The following is a 16,177-nucleotide window of genomic DNA, read 5'->3' on the forward strand; positions in this document are numbered from 1 at the left end:
CCGGCACCGGCGGCCGCGCGCGCGGCAGCGCGGGCGGCGGCGCGAACGGCGGCGCGAACGGCCTGGACGCGCAGGGCGGCCAGCCGGGCACCTCGCCGACCTGTGTCGCGTCCGGCAATGGGCTGACGGCGGTCCCGGGGCCCGCTGCCACCAGCACCGCCGGGCGATCCGCTTTCAGCGGTGGCAGCGGTGGGACGATCTCCCCCGCGGGCTTCGCCCCGCAGTGCGGCGGAGCCGGCTCCGGAGGGGCTGCGGACCAACTCCTAGGTGGATTTTTCCTGAGCGACGGTGAGTCGGGATGCGTCCTGATCACGGCCGTCCTGTCCTGTCCGACCAACGGTACGGCGTCGGTCTGCGCGCCCGGCGAGGCCCAGTACACCGTCCCCGCCGGGACCGGTACGCTGACCGTCTCGGCCGTCGGCGCGGCGGGCAGCGGTGGCGGTGGCGGCGGCGGCCAGGACTACAGCAGCATCTACCTTGCCGGCCCTGCGGGGCAGGGTGGCGCGGGCGGCGGCGCGGCAGTCGCCCTCACCTGCACGTTCACCGGGCTCCAGGCGGGGACGGTCCTGGACATCACCGTCCCCGGCGCCTCCGCGGGCGGATCGGGCGGCAGCGGCGGCACCGCCGGCCGCGCCGGTCAGCGGGGGAGCGGCGGGCAGGCCGCCGCCGTCACCGGGCCCGGCGGACTGCAGGTACTCGCCCCCGGCGGAGGCGGCGGGGCCAGTGGCCACGGCTCCGTCAACAACCTCGGCCGTGACGGCACGGCGGGCAGCCCCGCCGGTCAGGGCGGCGGGGCCGGCGGCGTAGCAGGCTTCGTCCAGGCCACCGGCGGCGGGCAGGGCACCGAACCGGTCTGCGCGGCCACCGCCGCCGGCGTGAACGCCGTCCCGACCGTCTACACCGGCACCGCGGGCGGCCCCGTCGACGGAGGTAGCCAGGCCGGCGGAGGCGGCGGGACCATCGCTCTGCCCGCCGCCGTCACCGGGGCCTGCCCCGCAGGGACCGGCAACGGCGGAAGCGGCGGCAACGGCGGCAACGGCGGCAGGCTGGGACAGCGGCACGGACAGGACGGCACGAACGGGACCGACGGCGCAGGCGGCTGCGTCCTCATCGTCGCGACCCCGTGAACGGTCCATTGCGCGGGCGCCTTCGGTGCGGACTGACGCTCCGACAGAGGGTGCCTGCCCGCTTCGTCGTGTGATCCGAACCCGGTTCCTCACCCGTCGGGTGCGGCATGGTGATCGGGCCGGGTTCGGGCTCGATGGGGACGCCCCGGTTGGCCGGGCGTTTCGGCTCGGCGCGGGTTCCTTCAGGGTGACGGGACTTGATGCTGGTCCCCGGCGCGTCCCTCTCTTCAGTACAATGAAGTTGATACTACAGAGAATACATTGGGGCATCAATGTATCAATAGAAGCATTGGGGGATGGCTCGGCGATGCGTACCGACGCGACAGAGGTCCTGGACTCGGCCATCCCCGTCCTGGCCAAGGACCGGGCGGCGTCCATGCAGGTCATCGCCAAGCGGGCGGGCATCAGTCGGGCGACCCTGGTGCGGCTGTTCCCCACCCGCCAGGACCTGGTCCAGGCGATGGCCGGGAAGATCCTCGACGACTGCGACCGGGCCCTGTCCCGGGCCGAGGCCGACACCGCTCCCGTGGAAGACGTGCTCGCCGCCCTGGTCGCCGAGTACCCGCCGTTCGCCCAGCTGTGGAACCTCGTCTACGTCGAACCCGACGTCCTGGGCGTGCCCGAGGCCAGCAGGCGGGCCGACTCGGTCTTCGGGCGCACGGTGGAGTTCTTCAAACGCGGCCAGAACGCCGGGCTGCTGCGCAACGACATGCCGGCGGTCTGGCTGGCCTCGACCTTCTGCGGCCTGTCCGAGACCGCCTGGGAGCTGACCCTCGAAGGCTCCATGGGCACCCGCCAGGCCCCGGACTTCATCGCGGCGATCCTGCTCCGCGGCGCGGCCGCCTGACCGGGCGTCCGGTGCGCCGGCTTCGGGCTCTCACGCCTCGGCCGCAGGAGTGACCGGCGGCGCCGGCCCGACCGGCGCGCCCCGCAGTACGACGTAGGCCACTGAGAGCCCCGCGATCGCCTCGGCCCGCCCATGCCCAGAAGTGCACCTCGGGCGCCGGGGCGAGCGTCGGCGTGGACGCCACCCGGGACGAGCTGCGCCTCGCCGTGGTCAACGCTCCCGGTGGCCAGGGCCATGAGAACGGGCTGCTCGTGGGCGGCCACGGCCTTGCCGCAGCCTCCAATGCCTCTATTGACACACTGATGTTTCAAAGTATCCTTTGCTGCATCGGCCCCACTTGCTGGCGGGGCGGGTTGCCGCAGGTCGGCATCCCACCGGCGTTACACCGGTTGGGAGGACGACAGGGCGGGAGGCCGTCCCCGACCGGAGGGGCCCCTTCGAAGCCTGCGAGGCTTCCTCACCCGCGGGCGGACCTACGGACGCGACGGAGCGTTCGGCGACATCCTCGTCCCGGCCCGTGTCAGAACGCAGATCGGTTGACGGCTATGACGATGCATCGACGGCACTTCCTGCGGAGCGCAGGCCTGGGCGTGACCAGTCTCGCCCTCCTCGCTTCCCTCTCCGCCTGCGGCGACAACGGCGACAACGGGGGAGACGGCGAGGGGAGCGGGACGCCGGGTCCGTCCGGGCGTAAGAAGGTGATCGTCGTCGGCGCCGGGATCAGTGGTCTCGCCGCCGCGCGTGACCTGGCCGACCGGGGGCACGAGGTGTCGGTGCTCGAAGCGCGCGACCGGATCGGCGGGCGGATCTGGACCAGCCAGAAGTGGGCCGACGCACCGCTCGACCTCGGCGCGTCCTGGATCCACGGCATCGACGGCAACCCGATCACCGATCTGGCCAAGAAGGCCGGCGCGAAGACGGTGGTGACCGATCTCGAAAGCGTCACCGACTACCTCGCCACCGGCCCTGAGATCGAGGGCGCCCAGGCCCAGGCGCTCGAACGCTGGCGCAAGGCTGCCGCCAACGCACTGTCCGCCTTCCAGAAGAAGGATGACGATGATGCCTCGGTCCGCAGCGTCGTGCAGGACGCGGTGGGCTGGTCCAAGCTCTCGGACTCCGACAAGGCCCTGGTGTCCTTCGCGCTGAACGACTACGAGCACGAGTACTCGGGCAGCGTCGACCAGATGTCGGCGCTGTACTTCGACGACGATGCGAAGATCAAGGGCAAGGACGTCCTGTTCCCGGGCGGCTACGGGCAGATCACCGACTACCTCGCCAAGGGGTTGTCGGTGCAGACCGGGCAGGTGGTCCAGCAGATCGACTGGAACTCCGGTGGTGTGACGGTCACCACCGACAAGGGCGCCTTCCAGGCCGACCACGTGGTGGTCACGCTGCCGCTGGGCGTCCTGCAGAGCGGGGCGGTGAAGTTCGGCCCCGGCCTGCCGAAGGACAAGACCACCGCCATCGGCAAGCTCGGCTCGGGTGTCCTCGACAAGTGCTACCTGCGCTTCCCCAAGGTGTTCTGGGCGGACACCGACTGGCTGGAGTACGTGCCGGACATGGCCAAGTACGGGCAGTGGGCGCAGTGGATCAACGTCGCCCGGCCCACCGGCCGGCCGGTGCTGCTCGGCTTCAACGCCGGCGACGTCGGCCGCACCATCGAGGGCTGGAGCGACGCCCAGATCGTCGACAGTGCCATGAGCACCCTGAAGACGATCTACGGCGGCAACATTCCCCAGCCGACGGACTACCAGATCACGCGCTGGGCCTCCGACCCGTACGCGTGCGGCTCGTACTCGTTCACCAAGCTCGGTGCCACGTCCGACATGCGCAACCAGCTCGCGGCGGCCGTGGACGGCCGGGTGCACTTCGCCGGAGAGGCGACGGACCGCAAGGACTACGCCACCGTCCACGGCGCCTACCGGTCGGGCCTGCGCGCGGCCAAGGAGATCACCGGCTGACACCGCCGCCTGTCCGAACCCCGGGTCGTTCTCCCCTCGTGCGGGCGACGGGGGACAATCCGGGAGCCGTCCACCAGGACCCCGTCGGTCGCCCTGCGGCCTGCGGGACGGCAGCCCCCGTCGGCGCGTACCCCCGAACGCACCGACGGGGGCGTCCGGCGGTAACCCTGCGGCCGGCCCGAACGCGCCCTCATGGCAGTGATCGCGGCCGCACACGATCCGGTGCGGTTCCGGCCGCCGGCGTGCCCCCGGGGCTCCGCAGCTTGCCGCCCGTGCCACCGCGTCCCCGTCCCCACCGCACCACCTGCTGGAGCCCTCATGACCACGCAGCCCTTCAGGGCCTCCCCTTCGGCCTTCGAGGCACTCGCCCCCGATGACCCCGGCGAGGTCGGGGGTTACCGCCTCCGCGCGCGGCTCGGTGCGGGCGGGATGGGCCGCGTCTACCTCGCGTACACCCCCGGCGGGCGTCCGGTCGCGCTCAAGGTGGTGCGGCCCGAGCTCGCGGAGGACGCCGGGTTCCGGCACCGGTTCGCCCAGGAGGTCGCCAGTGCCCGGCGGATCCACGGTCTCTACACCGCCCAGGTCGTCGACGCCGGCATCGACGCCGCCTCCCCCTGGCTGGCCACCACGTTCGTGCCCGGTCCCTCCCTCCAGCAGGTCGTCCGGCGCCACGGTCCGCTGCCGGAGCGCACGGTCCTGCTGCTGTTCGCCGGCATTGCCGAGGCCCTGCAGGCGATCCACGCGGCGGGTGTCGTCCACCGCGACCTCAAGCCCGGCAATGTCCTGGTGGCGCCTGGTACCTGGCTCGTCAGGCCGGTGCCTTCTACATCCAGGAGGACGGCGACGCGTACGTCCCGCCGGCCGGTCCCCTCACCCTCGTCGACTGCCTCAAGGGCATCGAAACGCAGCCCGCCTCCGCCCTGCCGTTCACCACACTGCGCGCCGACCGCAGCTTCTGCGTCCGCGCCTCGGGCGGCCAGGACGTCGCCGTCGTCCGTACGCTCGCCACCGCCACGACCGACGGCCCGGTCAGACTCTCCATCACCTACTACCGGCGTTCGGCCTGACTGATCCGCCGCTCGGCCCCGCCGCCGGCCGGGCAGGGGCAGCATGCAGCAGTTCTCGTCACAGAATTGACGCAATGTCAGTTCTTGTGCCCGCGAGGCGGCGGCGCCTGGCCAACGGGAGGTAGAGCAGCACGAAGGTGAGTGCGACCAGGGGCGCGAGCTTCACGGTCCTGGCGGGGGAGGGGGACTGTGCAGTCGGAGCGGTTGCTGTGGTCAGGGCGGTGACGTTCGGCGGCATTCTTACCTTGATCCGGCAGGCGGCAGGCGGCGGGCAGTGAGCCAGGTGATCATCTCCACGGAACTGGGAGGTGGCACATCCGGTTGGCCTCGCCAACCGCCCTGCGCCGACGATAACGGAGAGTTACTGAAGGAGGTCCGTGGTCGGCGGTCTCGAAGGGCTCAGCCGGTGATCTGGAACTCGGTCGGTTCGGGGATCGACGTGATGACGGCCGCCGGTCCGGCCGGCCGCGCCTTTCGGTGGCTGCCCGGCCGACTCGTGGTGGCGAGGCCCGTTCACGCCCCGGCCCGTGCGGTGAGGCCGCGGGCGAGGGTGCGGCCGCGCAGCTCGGCGTACTGCTCCAGGAGGGACCGGGGCATGCCGTCGATCACGGCGCCCCGGGACGCGGGAGGCGGTCGTGGGCGTCACCGGCGCGGCTGCGGGCCGGTCGGGTGCACGACCGCCTTGGTGCTCTCGACGACGCGCGCGACGGTGTGCGCGATCGCGCCGACGATGACGAACAGGCTGCTGATGAGGATCCAGCCGTCCCGCTCGTTGACGTCGGAGCCGGCAGGGGGCGCGGTGCGGTCCGACACGGACGCACGCCGGGGAGCGGCGCGCACCATGTCCTTGGTGATCGCGACGACGCCCGACAACGCGTGCGCGACCGCGCCGGCGACGAGCGCCGAGGAACCGAGGACGAGCCAGTCGACACGTCCGAGCTCGGTGGAGCCGGGCGCGACGGTGAGACGTGATCTCCGGTGGTGGATGCCGGGCATTGGTCTCGCCTCCTTCGGTGGGTGTGGTGGGACGATCCCTCCCTTCCGACGCTCACAGAAGACGGCCCGGGCGCCATGGGCCGTTCGGCCCATACATCGTGGGTTGGACGGCAGTGGGACCGTGTGTGACGGTGACGCTCCCGAGCGGAGTCAAATCCCTCACGGGTAAAGGTCGTTCGGACCATCGACGTGGTCCGGGCGGCCCACGGCCGGATGACAGGCCCGGGCCTACGGTGGACGTAGGGCCTCCGTTCCGAGGCCTTCCGCCAGCCGAGCTTCCGGGGCGATCGTGATGAGAGACGACGACCTACTCCGCACGAGGGCCAGGACGTGCCGGGACACCGTGTCGGTGTCGTTGGAAGGCGAACTCGACATCGCGACGACGGCGCTCGTGGGCGATGTCGTCGTCCGGGCCCTCGAGGCTCGTCCGCACCGGCTGGACCTCGACGTCGAGGGCCTCACCTTCTGCGACGCCGCCGGTGTGCGAGCCCTCCTCCAGGCCCGCCGGGTCTGCTGCGGCCACCACGTGGAGTTCCGTCTCATCGGCATCCGGCCGGGGTTCCAGCGCATCCTCGCCCTGCTCCGGGTCGCCGATCTCCTGTCGGCTCCACCGGCGCCGGTCCGGAGCCCGGCGGCCGCCCTCTCCCCGGAGCCTCTCCGAACCGGTCTTTCCTCTCTCCCCTCTCCCGCTTCCCGTCTCCCGTTCCGGGCCAGGCGGCCGTTACCGAAGGAGTCCGTGTCATGACCAGCAGCGCCACCGAAGCGCCCCGCACCACCCGGGTCCCCGAACCGCGCCCCTTTGCGACCGGGTGGACGATCTTCGCGGCGATCATGCTGACCGCCGGCGGCATCATGGCGATCTTCCAGGGGATCGCCGGCATCACCAAGGACAGCCTGATCATCGTCACCCGGCACTACGTGTACTCGATGAACACCACAGGATGGGGATGGATCCATCTGATCCTCGGCGTCGTCGTCCTCCTGGCGGGCGTGGCGCTGTTCAGCGGCGCCGCCTGGGCCCGTGCCGTCGGTGTCGTCGTCGCCGGACTGGGAATGATCGCCAACTTCCTGTGGCTGCCCTACTACCCCTTCTGGGCGATCGTCCTGATCGCGATCGACGCCTTCGTCATCTGGGCACTGTGCGTCGGAACGACCAGAAAGGAGGCTTGACGGCCCCGGACGACGACCGTTCCGGGTCCCCGCACGGCCGCGGCCGTGCGGGGACCGTCATTCCTCGTCCGCCGGGCCCGGCTTCGGGGTCCCCAGCAGCCGGGCGAGTCGGCCCTGGCACGCCACCACGTACCCGCCGGCGATCCCCAGGGTGATGGCCGTGAACATCACGATGAGCCAGCTGAGCAGGGTGAAGACCATGCCGAGCGGGCCGAACTGGGCCACGCTGCGGTTCAGCGAGTGGGGGATGTAGAGCCGCGATGTCCAGGCCAGCGCCGTCAGCGCGGCACTGGTCAGCACGGCCCCCGGAAGCAGAGGGAGCCAGGGGACCCGGCCACCGAGCAGCAGATGCTGCGTCCACCACCAGAGCAGCGTGGCCGTGATCAGGTAGAGGACCATCCCGAGGCCGTCGCCCGCCCCGAATCCGGCCCGTAGCCGCCCCTGGAGGGTCAGGGCGGTGAGCCACACCAGCAGCCAGGCCAGCCATCGCCATGCCGCCAGGCGCCCTGCCAGGTGGGGCAGGTGCCAGCTTCGTTCACACAGACGCTGCAGGATGCGGCTGCAACTGGTGGCCGAGAGCAGGGTCACCACGATTCCGACGGCGCCGAAGGCATCGGAGGTGGTGGTCTGGCCGGTCTGGAGCACCTGTTTCACCTCGTCGAGCGAGGCACCCCGGAGCCCCAGGACGGTGCGCAGGGAGTCCGAGACGCTGCTGCGCACCTCCTGCGGCATCAGAGTGGCCAGCACGAACAGCACCGGGATGGCGGTCAGGAACGTCTGGGCCGCGAGACGGGTGGCGGTGTCCAGGACGTTGACGTGGATCAGCTGCCCCGCGAGCCGGCGCGGGAACGGGGCGTCGCGCAGGGTGGCCGTCCGCCCCCGCAACCAGGCGGATCTGGCACGGATCCAGCGAGCGCGCCCGGGCTGACCACGCTGTTCCGCCACTGCGCAATCCCTCCGATCGCCGGCGGCACCTCCGGCCGCCGCTGCGGTCCGTCGCCGGCGCCCGCACTCCGGGTTCCGTCCAACACTGGGCCGCGCGCTGGTGTTCGGCATGTCGGGCGGCCCGCCGTTCGGCGAAACGGCCCCGGGCTCTCACCTGCCGGGGGCGGGTCCGGTCCCCGGGGCGCACCCCGGGCGAGGCCTCCCCGGGAGGGCGCGGCCATACGGCCGTACCTCCTCCGGACGGACCACCCCCGGGTGCCGGTGGCCCGGGTCTACGGGGCAATGGTGGTCAGCGGTGCCACGGCCGCCCGGAGTGCTGGGAGATCCGATGAACGAGCCGCCAGAGCCCCCGTCCGCGCGGGGGACGGGCGAGACGGGCAACGGCGGCTCGCCCTCCGGAGTCGGGCGTCCCGCCAAGGCCGGGCGGATCGTCATGAGTACGGTCTCGGCCGTGCTGATCACGCTGACCTGCATCCTGGTGCCGGTCTCGCTGCTCACCGTCTGGGTGCACGACATCGCGCTGGACACCGACCGGTACGTCGCCACGGTAGCGCCGCTGGCGACCGACCCCGCCGTCCAGGACGCCGCGGTCAACCGGCTCACCCGAGCGGTGGACGTGAAGGTGGACGGCCCGGCGGTCACCTCCGACCTGGCCGCCTGGCTGCAGTCGCAGGGCCTGCCCCCCAGGGCCGCCTCCGCCGTCAAGGCACTCGGGCCGAAACTGGACGACGCCGTCGACCAGGTGGTCACCAAGGCCGCGACGCAGGTCGTGCGCAGCGACGCGTTCGCGACGGTGTGGACGCAGGCCAACCGCTCCGCCCACGCGGCCGTGGTCCAAGCCCTCACCGGTCACGGCCGGGGCGCGGTCGGCGTCACCGACGGCACGGTCACCCTCGACGTCGGGGCGGCCGTCGACCGGCTGAAGGACGAGCTGGTGGCCGCGGGGGTGTCCCCGGCCGCGAAGATCCCCGACGTGAACAAGCAGATGGTGCTCTTCCAGTCCGACAAGCTGGCCAAGGTCCGCGGTGCCGCGCACGCGCTCGACGTGGTCGGCAACTGGATGCCCGTCCTCACCGTGCTGCTCGGCGCGATCGGCGTCCTGCTGGCCTGGCGCAAGCGCCGGGCCCTGGTGACCACCGCCCTCGGTGCGGCCGGCGCCTGCCTGGTGGTGGCCATCGCCCTGGTGATCGCCCGGCACTACTACCTCGACCATCTGCCCCCGGCCGTGCAGTCCCCGGCTGCGGCTGCGGCGATCTTCGACAGGCTGCTCCACTTCCTGCGGATCAGCCTGCGCACCGCGATCGTGCTCGGCGTGGTGGTGGCGCTGGGCGCGTACCTGTCCGGGGCGGGACGGTTCCCCCGTGCCGTCCGCGGCCGGGCGGACGCCGCCGCCGACTCCGCGGCCCGCTGGGGCGACGCCCACGGCGTGCGCACCGGACGGGCCGGCACCTGGGCCGAGGCCCACCGCCGCTGGTTCGTCCTCGCAGCCGTGCTGGTCGTGGCCCTGGTGTTCGCCCTGTGGAACCACCCGACCGTGCTGACCGTACTGCTGCTCGTCCTGGTGCTCCTCGCGGTGCTCGCCGTCCTGGCGCTGCTCGCCGCGTCCGGACGCGTGGGCGAAAGTCGAGGGACCGGTGAGTGACGTCGGGTGGGCAGGGGTGGCGGTGGCCGGTGTCACCGCCGCCTACGCGCTCGGCTCCCGACGGCTGGCAAGCACACCGGTGTCCGCGGCCATCGTGTTCGTCGGGGCCGGCATCCTGCTGGGGCCGGTCGGCCTCGACCTGATCAGCCTGCAACACGACCGCGGACCGCTGCTCACCCTCCTGGAAGCCGCCCTGACCCTGGTGCTGTTCACCGACGCCATGGCCGTGCGCCCCGGGGACCTGCGCACCGGCGCCGCCCTACCGGGCCGACTGCTCGGCATCGGCCTGGTGCCCACCATCGCGCTGGGCTGGCTGCTGGCGTGGCCGCTGCTGCCCGGGCTCACCGGGTGGGAGCTCGCGCTGGTGGGCACCGTCCTCGCCCCTACCGACGCGGCGCTCGGCCGCAGTGCGATCGCCAACCCCCGGGTGCCGGGGCTGGTGCGCCAGGCACTGAACGTGGAGAGCGGGCTCAACGACGGCATGGTGCTGCCGTTCTTCGTACTCTTCCTGGCGGCCATCCCCGGCACCCCGTACGCCGAGGAGGGGGCCGACGGGACCTTCTGGAGGGCGCTGCTGCTCAGCACCGTCCTCGGCCTGGCGGTCGGCGGAGGTGGCGGCCGGCTGTTGCAGTGGTCGCGCGAACGCGGCTGGATCACCAGGGAATGGCGTCAGATCCTCGTCCTCGCGGTGGCCGCGGCGTCCTACGGCTTGGCCGCGGTCACCCACGGAAGCGGTTTCATCGCGGCCTGGGTGGCTGGTTTCGCCTTCGCGTACGCGATGCGCGGCAGCGGGCCGGCGGCGCCGGCCCGTGATGACACCGCCGACTTCGCCGAGGACCTGGGCAACCTGCTGGCCCTGCTCAGCCTGCTGGTCTTCGGCGCCGTGCTGCTCGGCCCGGCACTGGAGCACCTCAGCTGGCGCATCGTCGGCTATGCCCTGCTCAGTCTCACCGTGGTCAGAATGGTCCCGGTCGCCCTCTCCCTCGCCAGGACCGGGCTGAAGGCGCCCACCGTCGCCTACATCGGGTGGTTCGGGCCGCGCGGTCTGGCCTCGGTCGTGCTCGGGCTGCTGGTCGCGGAGCAGCACGTCCCGGGGGTGGAACTGATCGGCCGGGTGGTCGCGGTCACCGTCGGTCTCAGCGTGATCCTGCACGGGGTGTCCGCGGTGGTGCTCTCGGACCGCTACGGGCGCTGGTACGAGCGCGCCGCCGAGCGCGACCCGGGACTGCGGGAGAGCGCTCGCAGGCCGCCCGCGATCCGGCGCCGACGGGTCGACCCGAGCGGCTCACCGGGGGAGTGAGTCCGCCGTCCGGTGTCATACCTCACCCGGTCAGCCCCGGTGGGCCACGTCCTGGCGATGTGCCTTCGAGGGCCTGACCTAGATTCGACGAACCGCATCACTCCGCGCGCACAGAGCAGGTGGCCATGACCCGTCGTCCGAACATCCTGCTGATCGTCACCGACGAGGAGCGGGCCGCGATCCCGCGTCCGGAGGGCTTCACACTTCCCGCCAGGGAGCGGCTCGCCGAACGCGGTCACACCTTCGAGCAGTACTACACCGCCTCGGCCATGTGCAGCTCCGCGCGGTCCGTGATCTACACCGGCCAGCACCTGCCGCTGACCGAGATCTACGACAACGACAACATGCCCTACATCCGCCCACTGAATCCTGAGCTGGGCACCCTCGGCACGATGCTGCGCCAGGCCGGCTACTACTGCACCTACCAGGGGAAGTGGCACCTCTCCAACGCGTACATCACGCCGCAGAACCCCGGACCGACCACCGACGCCCTGGAACCCTACGGGTTCAGCGAGTTCAACGACTGGGGTGACATCGACGGTGGCGCCTGGGCCGGGCTCAAGATCGACCCGGTGATCGCCGGCCAGGCCGTGAAATGGCTGCGCAACCGGGCGCCGGTCGTGGCGCCCGACCAGCCCTGGTTCATGGCCGTCAACTTCGTCAACCCGCACGACGTGATGAGCTTCGACTACGGGGGTTCCCCCCAGGTCCAGTTGCCCTTCGGGCTCGCGCACGCCGTGGTGGCGCGCGCGGCCGCCGACGTCCCGCTCTACCAACGCCGCTGGGAGTTCGACCTTCCCGCCAGCCTGCGGGACGACCTGTCCGGCGCGGCACCGGCGGTGGGCGAGTACGCCCGGATGCTCGACACCGTGTTCGGGCCCGTCGCCGACGACCAGCACTGGTACGACGGCCTCAACTTCTACCTGAACGCCATCCGGGACGTCGACCGCAGCATCGAACTCGTCCTCGACGCGTTGGAGGCCTCCGGCCAGGCCGACCGGACCGTGGTCGTCTTCACCTCGGACCACGGCGAGATGGCGGGGAGCCACGGCCTGCGCCAGAAGGGCAACCTGGTCTACGACGAGAACTTCCACGTCCCCTTCCTGCTCTGCCACCCCGACGTGGCCGGCGGAGGCCGCACCGCGGCGCTCGCCTCCGCCGTCGACCTCGCGCCCACCCTCCTGGAGTTCGCCGGGCTGGACCGGGCGGCGACCGCCACCCGGTTCCCCGCCCTGCACGGCCACTCGCTCGCACCGGTCCTGGAGGGCACGGCGGTCCGCGAGGGAGTGCTCACCGCCGTCGAGTCCATCACCACGCTGGACGCCGGCTTCTGGTTCGAGTTCGCCGACCCGCAGGCCCCCGAGCGGATCCAGTCGGGAGCGCTGCGCCCGGACTGGAACAAGCGCGGGTTCCTGCGCGGTTACATGGACCAGCGGTACACCTTCGGCCGCTACTTCTCGCCGCTCAACCCCAACCGCCCCGCCAGCGTCGAAGCGCTCCACGAGCAGAACGACGTGGTGTTCTACGACCGCGTGGAAGACCCCGACGAGATGCGCAACCTCGCCGCCGACCCGGCCCACCGCGACCTCGTCGCCCGCTACAGCGGCCGGCTGGAGGACCTCATCAGCGCCGAGATCGGCCCCGACACACGCGCCTGGGTCACCGAGCGCCCCCGCCTGATCGGCTGGCCCACCTGGCACGGCGACACCGATCGGCCCGCCCCCGCCGGGGCCGCTGCGCGCCCCTGACCGCAGATCCCCCTCTGTGGCTGATGCTGCTCTTCCGGGCCCTCGGCGGCCTGTTCCGGGACGACTCGCCGAGCGGCTGGGCCAAGGCGGGTCAGCCGGCCGGCCGGTGCATGAAGGAGGGGTGCCGGTCGGCCAGCTGCTGCTCGACCCAGGCCAGCCGGAGCACGACCGGCGCCCGGCGCTCGTCGGGCGCGTCGGCCGAGAGCCGGCGCAGCAGGTCGCGAGCACGGGACAGGACCATCGGCGAGTTCACCGCGGCACGGCACATCTCGTCGAGGCCGGTGCCCAGGAACTCCGTCCAACCGGGCAGGCACAGCACCACTCGGACGCTGCCCCGCCCGTCCGGCACCGACGCGGCCGCCAGTTCGGTGGTCACCAGCCGCAACAGCAGGCTCCCGATGGCGTCCAGCGTCTGCACGGCGGTCGCGGGGTCGTTGACCGCGGGCGACAGCGCCCGCAGGCCGATGTCGGAGAGCACGCGCAGCGGGTAGACCGGGTCCTGGTGGAAGCTCCGCTCACGCCCGCCGATGAGGGTCCGTGTCACCTCCCACGATGGCAGGTCGCCGCCGCCGTGCACGTCGGCGACCGGGTCGCCGGGGTACACCGTCGCGCCGACCGCGACCCGCAGCACCACGGTGGAGTCGGCCGCCCGGGCGGCTTCGACCAGTCGCCGCAGGTCGATCTGCTCCAACGTCACCGCTGCTCCCGGCCACGTGACGCTGCGGCGTACCGGAGGCAGGGGCGTCGGCACGCGCCGGGCCCGTTCTGCGACGGCGTCCGGATAGAAGGAGTCGACGACTCGATGGGCCTGCTCCACGGTGTCGGCGAGCACGTGGGCGAGCTGGATCGACCGGAAGGCGCTGACCTGCAGACGGCGCACCAGGAGCAGGGTCAGCGTGGTCAGCACCAGGGCGGCGGCCGGGACGGTCACGGAGACCTCGGGGCGGGTGCCGATGGCGAGGAGGGCGGTGATGCAGTAGGCGAGGAGCCCGATGGCGCACGCCAGGACCCGCCACACCAGCGGTTCGCGCCGGAACAGCGCAAGCCGAGGGGTGAAGGTGGCGGCGGCCCACTGCACCACCAGGAACAGCACGGAGTAGACCAGCGAGATCACGCCCAGCACCGCTACGCCGACCACCCCGAGGATCTCGACGACCCGTGCGGAGACGATCCGCGGACCGCCGTCGATCCCGGGAAGCCCCACCCCCAGGCCGGCACCGGCAGCCAGCGCCAGTACCTGGGCGCCGCCCGCACGCAGACGGCGCAGGGGCCGTACCAGGTGCCCGGCCGCGCCCTGGGGGGCGAACGGTCCGATCGGCGGGGTATCCACCGGCGTCCCCGTCCTCTCGCATCGTCAGGTGCAGCTTGCCAGGTGCAGTGACCACCACCTTCGGCCGTCCCGGGCGGCGCGGCAAGCGCGCGACAGGCGGGCCGCACTCCAGACTGGCGGCGGCGGACAAGACGCTCGGACGAAGGCGGAGGTACCAGTGGCCGAAGAGTCGAACGGACTCGACGACAGGAGGACCGGAGCCTGGTGGGCGCAGGGGCAGGAACCCGACTACCGCGCGACACTGGCCAACGAACGGACCTTCCTGGCGTGGAGCCGAACGGCCCTGGCACTTCTGGCGAGCTCACTGGCGGTCCTTCAGCTGGTCACCGGTGTGCCGGAGGCGCTGCGGCTGGCACTGTCCTGCCTGCTGGCCGCGCTCTCGCTCGCCACCACCGTGCTCGGCTACGCCCAATGGCGGATCCGCCAGCAGCGCATGCGGATGGGACTCCCCCTCGGGCACGTGCCTGTGCAGGCTGTTCTGACCGCCGCCTTCCTCGTGCTCACGGGAGTGGTCAGCGCGGTGATCGCGGTGTCCCCGGGTGGTCGCTGACGGGGCCGGTGCACCTCACCGGACGAGCACCCGTTCGCCCGAGCGGGGCACCACGGCCGTCCAGCCGAGTTCGCGGTCGATCCGGTCGCGCAGCGCCTGCGAGCCCTCCGGTTCGCCGTGCACGAGGTAGACCGCGCTGGGCGGTGGGGCGTGCCGCAGCCAGTCGATGATCTCGCCGGCGTCGGCGTGCGCGGAGAAGGCGGGGACGTTGACGACCTCGGCGCGCACCGGGACGTAGCTGCCGTACATCTTGAGCGCGCGGGCGCCGTCCACCAGGTCCCGGGCGCGGGTGCCCTCGGCGGCGTAGCCGACCACGACGACGGTGTTGCGGGCGTCGGGCAGCAGGCGGGCGAGGTGGTGGACGACGCGGCCGCCGGTGGCCATGCCGGAGGCGGAGACGATGACGGCCGGGCCGTGGGAGTGGTCCAGGGCGAGTGACTCCTGGAGCGAGTGGATCAGGGTGAACGGCTCGGGATCCAGCGCGGTCGGGCCCTCGGCGAGGACGTCCGGGCGCAGCTGGTCGGAGCCGGCCGCGAAGGCCTCCCGGTAGATCTGCAGGGTGGCCAGCGCCATCGGGCTGTCCACGTACACCGGGACGTGGGCGGGAAGGCGGCCGGCCTTGCGCAGCTCGGTCAGCTGGTGCAGGACGACCTCGGTGCGGTCGACGGCGAAGGACGGGATGACGACGGTCCCGCCGCGGGCCAGGGTGCGCTCCAGGGCCGCGGCGAACCATTCGCGGGCGGCCGTCTCCTCGTGGTGGCGGTGGCCGTAGGTGGACTCCATGAGCAGGACGTCGGCGCCGGTGAACGCTTCGGGCGGGCGCAGCAGCGGGTGGACGGGGCGGCCGAGGTCGCCGCTGGCGGCGATGGTGTGGCCGTCCTCGAGCACCAGGTGGGCCCAGGCGGAGCCGAGGATGTGTCCGGCGCGGTGCAGCCGGAGCACGATGCCGGCGGTGATCTCGATGTCGGTGTCCAACGGGACGGGGTCGAACATCCGCAGGGCGTTCTCGACGTCCTTGTCGTCGTAGAGCGGCTGGGCAGGCCGGTGTTTGGACCAGCCGTGCTCGTTGGCGTGGTCCGCCTCCTCCCGCTGGAGGTGGGCGCTGTCGCGCAGGATCAGCTCGGCGATCCGGGCGGTGTCGGGGGTGGTGAGGATCGGGCCGCGGAAGCCGTCCCGGACGAGGCGCGGCAGGTAGCCGCAGTGGTCCAGGTGGGCGTGGGTGAGCACCACGGCCCGTACGTCGGCCGGGTCGAGCGGCAGCGGGCGCCGGTTGCGGCGGCGCAGCTCGGCCAGGCCCTGGAACAGGCCGCAGTCGATCATCAGCCGGGCGTGGTCGGTCTCGACCAGGAACTTGCTGCCGGTGACGGTGCCGACGCCGCCGAGGAAGGTGAGCAGGCCGGGCCGGGGTGTGCGGGCTTCCGTGGTCATGGCCGCCTCCAGAGCGGTACGGGTCCTCCCATGCTCCCGCCGCCCGGTCGCGCTGTCCTGGGCCGG

12 protein-coding genes and 2 pseudogenes are annotated in these 16,177 nt (G+C 72.4%); 10 read left to right on the plus strand and 4 right to left on the minus strand.

Features of this window, described 5'->3' with window-relative positions; genetic code table 11:
* From ABTY61_RS37855 to ABTY61_RS37870, 4 genes and pseudogenes are all read left to right on the plus strand, one after another.
* Positions 1-1,127, plus strand: a pseudogene (locus tag ABTY61_RS37855) (hypothetical protein); the annotation flags it as partial.
* 307 nt (positions 1,128-1,434) lie between these two features.
* Positions 1,435-1,974, plus strand: a complete 540-nt coding sequence (locus ABTY61_RS37860) for a TetR/AcrR family transcriptional regulator (protein ID WP_350509745.1) — start codon at positions 1,435-1,437, stop codon at positions 1,972-1,974.
* A gap of 545 nt (positions 1,975-2,519) precedes the next feature.
* Entirely contained in the window at positions 2,520-3,935 is a 1,416-nt protein-coding gene (locus ABTY61_RS37865) for a flavin monoamine oxidase family protein (protein WP_350509746.1), read from the plus strand.
* Between the two features lie 318 nt (positions 3,936-4,253).
* Positions 4,254-4,727, plus strand: a pseudogene (locus tag ABTY61_RS37870) (serine/threonine-protein kinase); the annotation flags it as partial.
* Positions 4,728-5,644: 917 nt separating this feature from the next.
* On the opposite strand, the gene ABTY61_RS37875 reads toward ABTY61_RS37870, so the two are convergent.
* The gene (locus tag ABTY61_RS37875; RefSeq protein WP_350509747.1) at positions 5,645-5,998 is read right to left on the minus strand and encodes a hypothetical protein; all 354 of its coding nucleotides are present in this window, start codon (positions 5,996-5,998) and stop codon (positions 5,645-5,647) included.
* Positions 5,999-6,290: 292 nt separating this feature from the next.
* Between ABTY61_RS37875 and ABTY61_RS37880 the strand changes: the two genes are divergently transcribed.
* Both ABTY61_RS37880 and ABTY61_RS37885 read left to right on the plus strand, forming a co-directional pair.
* Entirely contained in the window at positions 6,291-6,743 is a 453-nt protein-coding gene (locus tag ABTY61_RS37880) for an STAS domain-containing protein (RefSeq protein WP_350509748.1), read from the plus strand.
* Positions 6,740-7,168 carry a DUF7144 family membrane protein gene (locus ABTY61_RS37885; RefSeq protein WP_350509749.1) on the plus strand — a complete coding sequence of 143 codons (429 nt, stop codon included), beginning with the start codon at positions 6,740-6,742 and terminating at the stop codon, positions 7,166-7,168. Before ABTY61_RS37880 ends, ABTY61_RS37885 begins: the two co-directional genes overlap by 4 nt.
* A 57-nt stretch (positions 7,169-7,225) precedes the next feature.
* Here the strand turns inward: ABTY61_RS37885 and ABTY61_RS37890 are convergent, their stop codons facing one another.
* On the minus strand, positions 7,226-8,053 hold the full coding sequence (locus ABTY61_RS37890) for a YhjD/YihY/BrkB family envelope integrity protein (RefSeq protein WP_350509750.1): 828 nt from the start codon (positions 8,051-8,053) through the stop codon (positions 7,226-7,228).
* Positions 8,054-8,441: 388 nt separating this feature from the next.
* On the opposite strand from ABTY61_RS37890, the gene ABTY61_RS37895 reads away from it, so the two are divergent.
* The 3 genes from ABTY61_RS37895 (at position 8,442) to ABTY61_RS37905 (ending at position 12,803) form a co-directional block, all read left to right on the plus strand.
* Positions 8,442-9,755, plus strand: a complete 1,314-nt coding sequence (locus tag ABTY61_RS37895; protein WP_350509751.1) for a hypothetical protein — start codon at positions 8,442-8,444, stop codon at positions 9,753-9,755.
* Positions 9,748-11,055: a cation:proton antiporter domain-containing protein gene (locus ABTY61_RS37900; protein ID WP_350509752.1), complete on the plus strand. Its 1,308-nt coding sequence runs from the start codon at positions 9,748-9,750 to the stop codon at positions 11,053-11,055. Before ABTY61_RS37895 ends, ABTY61_RS37900 begins: the two co-directional genes overlap by 8 nt.
* A 125-nt stretch (positions 11,056-11,180) precedes the next feature.
* Complete coding sequence (locus ABTY61_RS37905; RefSeq protein WP_350509753.1) at positions 11,181-12,803, plus strand: sulfatase family protein; 1,623 nt, start codon at positions 11,181-11,183, stop codon at positions 12,801-12,803.
* 91 nt (positions 12,804-12,894) lie between these two features.
* On the opposite strand, the gene ABTY61_RS37910 is transcribed toward ABTY61_RS37905, so the two are convergent.
* A complete protein-coding gene (locus ABTY61_RS37910; RefSeq protein ID WP_350509754.1) occupies positions 12,895-14,133 on the minus strand; it encodes a DUF2254 family protein in 1,239 nt (412 codons plus the stop codon).
* Between the two features lie 157 nt (positions 14,134-14,290).
* Between ABTY61_RS37910 and ABTY61_RS37915 the strand changes: the two genes are divergently transcribed.
* Positions 14,291-14,683: a DUF202 domain-containing protein gene (locus ABTY61_RS37915; protein WP_350509755.1), complete on the plus strand. Its 393-nt coding sequence runs from the start codon at positions 14,291-14,293 to the stop codon at positions 14,681-14,683.
* A gap of 15 nt (positions 14,684-14,698) precedes the next feature.
* Here ABTY61_RS37915 and ABTY61_RS37920 read toward each other — a convergent pair whose 3' ends face one another.
* On the minus strand, positions 14,699-16,111 hold the full coding sequence (locus tag ABTY61_RS37920; protein ID WP_350509756.1) for an MBL fold metallo-hydrolase RNA specificity domain-containing protein: 1,413 nt from the start codon (positions 16,109-16,111) through the stop codon (positions 14,699-14,701).
* Positions 16,112-16,177: the final 66 nt, after the last annotated feature.

It is taken from the genome of Kitasatospora sp. NPDC096128, assembly GCF_040303105.1.
Taxonomy (GTDB): domain Bacteria; phylum Actinomycetota; class Actinomycetes; order Streptomycetales; family Streptomycetaceae; genus Kitasatospora.